Annotated in this window: 6 protein-coding genes; 3 read left to right on the top strand and 3 right to left on the bottom strand. The window is 44.1% G+C overall.

All coding sequences use genetic code 11. From position 1 onward, the window contains the following. Positions 1 to 119: 119 nt before the first annotated feature. Both CAG69_RS11270 and CAG69_RS11275 read left to right on the top strand, forming a co-directional pair. On the top strand, positions 120 to 1,715 hold the full coding sequence (locus CAG69_RS11270; protein ID WP_161444207.1) for a S41 family peptidase: 1,596 nt from the start codon (positions 120 to 122) through the stop codon (positions 1,713 to 1,715). A 70-nt stretch (positions 1,716 to 1,785) separates the two neighbouring features. Beyond that, a complete protein-coding gene (locus tag CAG69_RS11275; RefSeq protein WP_138939947.1) occupies positions 1,786 to 2,106 on the top strand; it encodes a hypothetical protein in 321 nt (106 codons plus the stop codon). A gap of 72 nt (positions 2,107 to 2,178) precedes the next feature. On the opposite strand, the gene rlmF is transcribed toward CAG69_RS11275, so the two are convergent. Further along, positions 2,179 to 3,306, bottom strand: coding sequence for a 23S rRNA (adenine(1618)-N(6))-methyltransferase RlmF (rlmF, locus tag CAG69_RS11280; RefSeq protein WP_161444209.1), 1,128 nt, complete (start codon positions 3,304 to 3,306; stop codon positions 2,179 to 2,181). Then, the gene (locus CAG69_RS11285) at positions 3,293 to 3,808 is read right to left on the bottom strand and encodes a M48 metallopeptidase family protein (RefSeq protein WP_005377870.1); all 516 of its coding nucleotides are present in this window, start codon (positions 3,806 to 3,808) and stop codon (positions 3,293 to 3,295) included. The genes rlmF and CAG69_RS11285 overlap by 14 nt, the downstream gene beginning before the upstream one ends. Before the next feature lie 138 nt (positions 3,809 to 3,946). Between CAG69_RS11285 and CAG69_RS11290 the strand changes: the two genes are divergently transcribed. Further along, positions 3,947 to 4,177: a glutaredoxin family protein gene (locus CAG69_RS11290; protein ID WP_005377871.1), complete on the top strand. Its 231-nt coding sequence runs from the start codon at positions 3,947 to 3,949 to the stop codon at positions 4,175 to 4,177. Positions 4,178 to 4,204: 27 nt separating this feature from the next. On the opposite strand, the gene CAG69_RS11295 is transcribed toward CAG69_RS11290, so the two are convergent. Further along, positions 4,205 to 5,074 carry a LysR family transcriptional regulator gene (locus CAG69_RS11295; protein WP_054866061.1) on the bottom strand — a complete coding sequence of 290 codons (870 nt, stop codon included), beginning with the start codon at positions 5,072 to 5,074 and terminating at the stop codon, positions 4,205 to 4,207. Positions 5,075 to 5,092 lie beyond the last annotated feature (18 nt).

Below are 5,092 nucleotides of genomic sequence, written 5' to 3' on the forward strand. Positions count from 1 at the left end.
TCACACTATTTAACTATAAATTTGCAGACGAACAAATTAAGTTAATACATTCACCTAGCTAATAAAAACAAAAGCAAACCAGATAATTATAATTCTATTATTTATAAGGACATAGAAAAGTGAAATTTAAGTATTCTTTAGCAACGGCAGTCACTCTCGCATTATTACAAGGCTGTGGCGGTGGTGGCGGGGATAGCTCATCACCTACTCCGTCCACTAGCAGTGCAAACGGTCCAACGTGGAAAGTTCATGATTTTAGCCAACCGTCGAAAACGTTTATCAACCAATGTGAAACGCCCCGCGTCGGACTGGACCCATATGACAACTATGCCTCCTATCCAGATAAATTGGGCTCTGCATTACACGAAAAACTCTTTTTAAGAGCTTTTACTAACGAAACGTATCTATGGTATGACGAGGTTCCTGATAGTAACCCAGCAAACTACAAAACTGTTACTGATTACTTCAATACGCTGGTCACCCCTGCTACTACCGCGACGGGTAAACCGAAAGATCGCTTCCATTTTACCGTCCCTTATGAAGATGATATGAAATCATCGCAATCCGGTTTAGTTGCTGGATTTGGTTTCAACTGGGCATTCCTACGTGGCGTACAACCTCGAGACGTTCGTATTTCCTACACTGAAGAAGCCTCTCTAGCTGATAGAAGCGGCATTGCTCGTGGTGATAAGCTTCTGAAAATCAATAATATTGATGTGGTTAACACCGGTAGTCAGTCCGACATTGATTTTATTAATAAAACGCTGTTTAACCCTGACATCAATAAAGATTACACCTTCACATTTGAGAGTGTCGACGGTCTAGAGAAAACCGTGACGCTTACCGCCTCTGATGTCATGACCTCTCCAGTTAAAAATGCCAAAGTGATTACACACAATGGTAAGCGGATCGGCTATCTGCAATACAACTCCTTTGAACCAAGCGCTCAAGCCCCGCTTATTGAGGCGTTTAGTACGCTCTCAGCAGAGAATATTGACGAGATCGTCGTTGATTTACGTTACAACGGCGGTGGCTTAGTCCTTCAGTCCTCGCAAGTAGGCTACATGCTAAGCGGTGCTGGTCAGAACCGAGTCTTCAGTGAGTTGATTCATAATGACAAAGTGATGCGTACCATTAAAGATGGGGATAACATCTATCGCTTTACGAATCTAGCAATAGACTGGGCAGCACAGAAATATTCGGACCAAGTGCTTCCGACACTGAACAAAAAGCGCGTATATGTGCTTACTTCAGGAGGCACGGCTTCCTCTAGTGAACTGCTAATCAACGCTTTGCGCGGCATTGATGTGGAGGTTATCCAAATAGGCTCAACAACCACAGGTAAACCGTATGGGTTCTCACCAGAACAAAACTGCGGCACTATGTACTACACTATTCAGTTCAAGTCGGCGAACGAGAAAAAATTTGGCGACTTCGCTGATGGTTTTATTCCTACTCCAAAGAGCCAAATCAATACCGAGCTAGGCTTAAACAATAGAGTGGAAGGTTGCTGGGTCAATGACGACCTAACAAAACCATTAGGCGATCCGTCTGAAGGTATGCTTTCTGCGGCGCTAAACTACATGGAAACAGGAACCTGTCCGCCAGCATCCCCTTCAAGTTTCAACGCCATGCCGCGTAACATTTCATCTCCGGAGCTAAGCGATCTTCGCTCTCCGCTACGAACAGAGGCAATTCATGTTGAGATCAACTAACTTTTTACGAATGCTGATTCGGGTTGCGCTTTTCCTAGGGACTTCGATTTCTTTGATAGGATGTCAAGCTATGTCACAAGAACCCGTTGAAGCATTGAGTAAAAAGAACTCTCCGGAAACAGTCATAGAAATTCAAAACGCGATCGCAGAAATCCAAGGGACACCTGCACCTAGAATCGCAAATAACGTATTTGAATCTTCACCGCATTTGTTGATTGAAAAAGGGCGAGTAAAAGGGAACAACAATCAACTGTTGAATGGCAGCTATACGGATCTTCCAGACCAATATACGTTGCAGATAAGAGGTGAAACCTGTGGCTTGTACTATGCCAAAACAGATACTTTTGTCTCTCTCAGTTCACTAGATTGTGAGCCCATCATTAAGTTTTAGAACTCTCCAAAAGAGAAGCCCGCTGATATCAGCGGGCTTTCTACTTTATTGCTCAGTGTGAAACGGTCAACGTTACTTTAATTCCATCCATGCTTTACGCTGTTGTTTATCCATGTATGACCAAGCTACAAAGCGGCTCACTTTCTGTCCTTGACTCATTTCAACCACACGAATGGCTTTCACACCCAATTTTTCAAGCTGCTTGCGCATCGGGCGAACGTTGTCTTTTTTGGATATGAGTGTTGTAAACCACAAGACCTGCGCGGCAAAAGCTTGGCTTTCATTCGCCATTTTTCGGATAAACGCCGCTTCTCCACCTTCACACCACAATTCAGCGTTTTGACCGCCAAAATTCAACGCCGGCTTACTTGTCTTTACTTGTGTGGTTTGAGGTTTTAGTCCTTTCTTACGCTGGTTTGCTTTTAGATTATCGATTTTACGCTGGCTGCCCATAGCGGCATCTTCCGCCGAACGGTGGAATGGCGGATTACATGTCGTCACATCATAACGATCATTCGGTTGAATGATACCTAGATAAATATTGGCATCATTGTGTTGCTGTACCAGTGCAATTTTTCCCGTCAAAGCACGATTGTGCTCTACGATCGTTTGAGCCGATTGGATGGATTTTGGATCGACATCGCTGCCCGTATAGTGCCAACCGTATTTTGTTACACCAACAATCGGATAAATACAGTTTGCTCCCACGCCAATGTCCAACGCTTTCACTTTTTGGTGCGCGTACTGACCTTTTACTTCACCATCAAGTAGTTCTGCCACTCGGTGAATGTAATCAGCTCGGCCCGGAATCGGTGGGCAAAGGTAGGTGTCGGGAATGTCCCAGAACTCGATACCATAATACGCAGCAAGCAATGCTTTATTGAGCATTTTAACAGCGTTAGGATCAGAGAAGTTTATGGAGTCTTCCCCTTTCGGATTTTTGATAACGAATGGCTTTAACTGAGGTTCACTTTCCACGAGTTTTTTAAAATCGTAACGACCTCGATGAACATTACGCTCATGCAAACCATTCTTCGCTATTTTTATGAACTCGACTTCGCTCTTTCCTGCAGGCTGCGGGGATTTGCGCGCAACTTTGTCTTTAACACGCTTCGGCTTGGCTTTATTCGCGTCTTTATTCTGAGCCGCCTTTGAAGTCTTTGGCTTTGCTTGCTTCGCGTTGTGATTATTGTTCTTCATTCAAATTCGCTTTTAAATCGAGGTAAATCATAAACAAACGAGCATCAAATTCGAGTTGGTGATACTCAGGCTCCATGTAGCAACATAGCTGATAGAACGCCTTGTCGTGGTTTTTCTCACGAGTATGCGCCAACTCATGTACCACCAGCATTCTTAATAGTGGCTCGGGCGCATCCTTAAATACATTGGCAATGCGAATCTCGTTTTTCGACTTCAGCTTACCGCCATGGTTTCTACTGATTACACTGTGCAAACCAAGCGCGTTGTTTACCGCGTGAATTTTCTTATCGTAGACAACTTTACTGATTGGCGCGGCTTTCTTCATGTAGCGGTTTTTGATTGCCATGGCGTACTCATAGAGCGCCCTTTCGCTTTTGATTTGGTGCCTATCGGGATAACGCTTTTCGAACCAAGGAACAAACTTGCCACTCGCTATCAATGAGCTCACCTGCTCTACGATGTTTTGTGGGTAGCCTTGAATGTATCGAAGTGACGGATGCATAGAATTAACGTCTGTTATGACAAAATAAAGGCGCTCAATATACCTGAGATAAAGGACAGTTTCACCTTAGCTTTCGCCTTTCATTTATGGTGAAAGGTCGTTAAACTTCGCCTCCCAATGATAATGGAGAGAAACTCAATGAAACGTGTCGTCCTTTACGTCAAAGACAAATGCCCTCACTGCAAAGATGCTCAACGTTATCTGGATTCGAAAAATATTAACTATCGTTTGTGCAATGCTAAGATGCAACGCGGTCGCAAAGAACTTGATGCGCTTGGTGCTCGTTCAGTGCCAGTTTTAAAAATTGGTGATCGGGTAATGATTGGCTGGAACCCAAAGAACTTCGAGAAGATGTACAAAGGCGACTAGTGCTCGAACAATGAATCTGCGCTGCGTTTAAACGTAGCGCTTAATAAAGTCGATAAACGTTCGATCTGCTATTGATAAATACCCCTGCTTGCGCCAAGCAAGTGCCAGATCCAGCGTCACTGGTGGTTCAAACGGCACGCCAACAACGCCTGACTCATGTTGGGTCACCAATTCCAGTAACGCGGTAATCGCAAACTCTTGTTTCACAATACTCAAAATCAAAGGCAGTAAGTTGGTTTCGAATGATGACTTCATGGTAAACCCATGCTCCTCACTCACCTGATCCAAAAATTCACGGTGAAAATAGCCATGCTGAAACATAACCAAATCGTGTTCAAAGAACTCATCAAAAGTAAGAGATTCTCGCTGGGCTAACTCATGCTCAGGTGAAACAACGGCGACCATTTGGCTAGTAAACAAATGGTCAGTTTCTAGGTCATCAGGCACGTTATCACAACTGATCACACCGATATCGAGTTGACCATTGAGCAGCATACGACGAATCGATTGAGTCCCAGCTTCGACCAAGGTCAATTTTAACTCCGGGAACTGGCTTTTAAACGCCATCACAATTCGTGGAAAGAAATAACTGCCCATCATTGATGGCGTTCCGAGCCTTACTTCGCCTTTCGCTAAACCTTTCAACTCATCAATCGCGAGCTGCGCGTCGTGCAACTGTTGAATCACCCGCTTGGCATGTACAAGTAGCGTTTCGCCCTCTTTCGTTAAGCTGATTTTTTTATCATCACGGCGAAATAGGGTAACACCCAAAGACTGCTCAAACTTTTTGATAGAAATGCTTAATGCGGGCTGGGCAATATGCAGGGCTTTCGCCGCATGGGTAATATTTCCATGTTCAGCGACCGCCAGAAAATGTTTAAGTTGTTTCGATTCCATTAGATCAAAAATATATGG

It is taken from the genome of Vibrio sp. V43_P6S15P86, from assembly GCF_009904725.1.
GTDB lineage: Bacteria > Pseudomonadota > Gammaproteobacteria > Enterobacterales > Vibrionaceae > Vibrio > Vibrio diabolicus.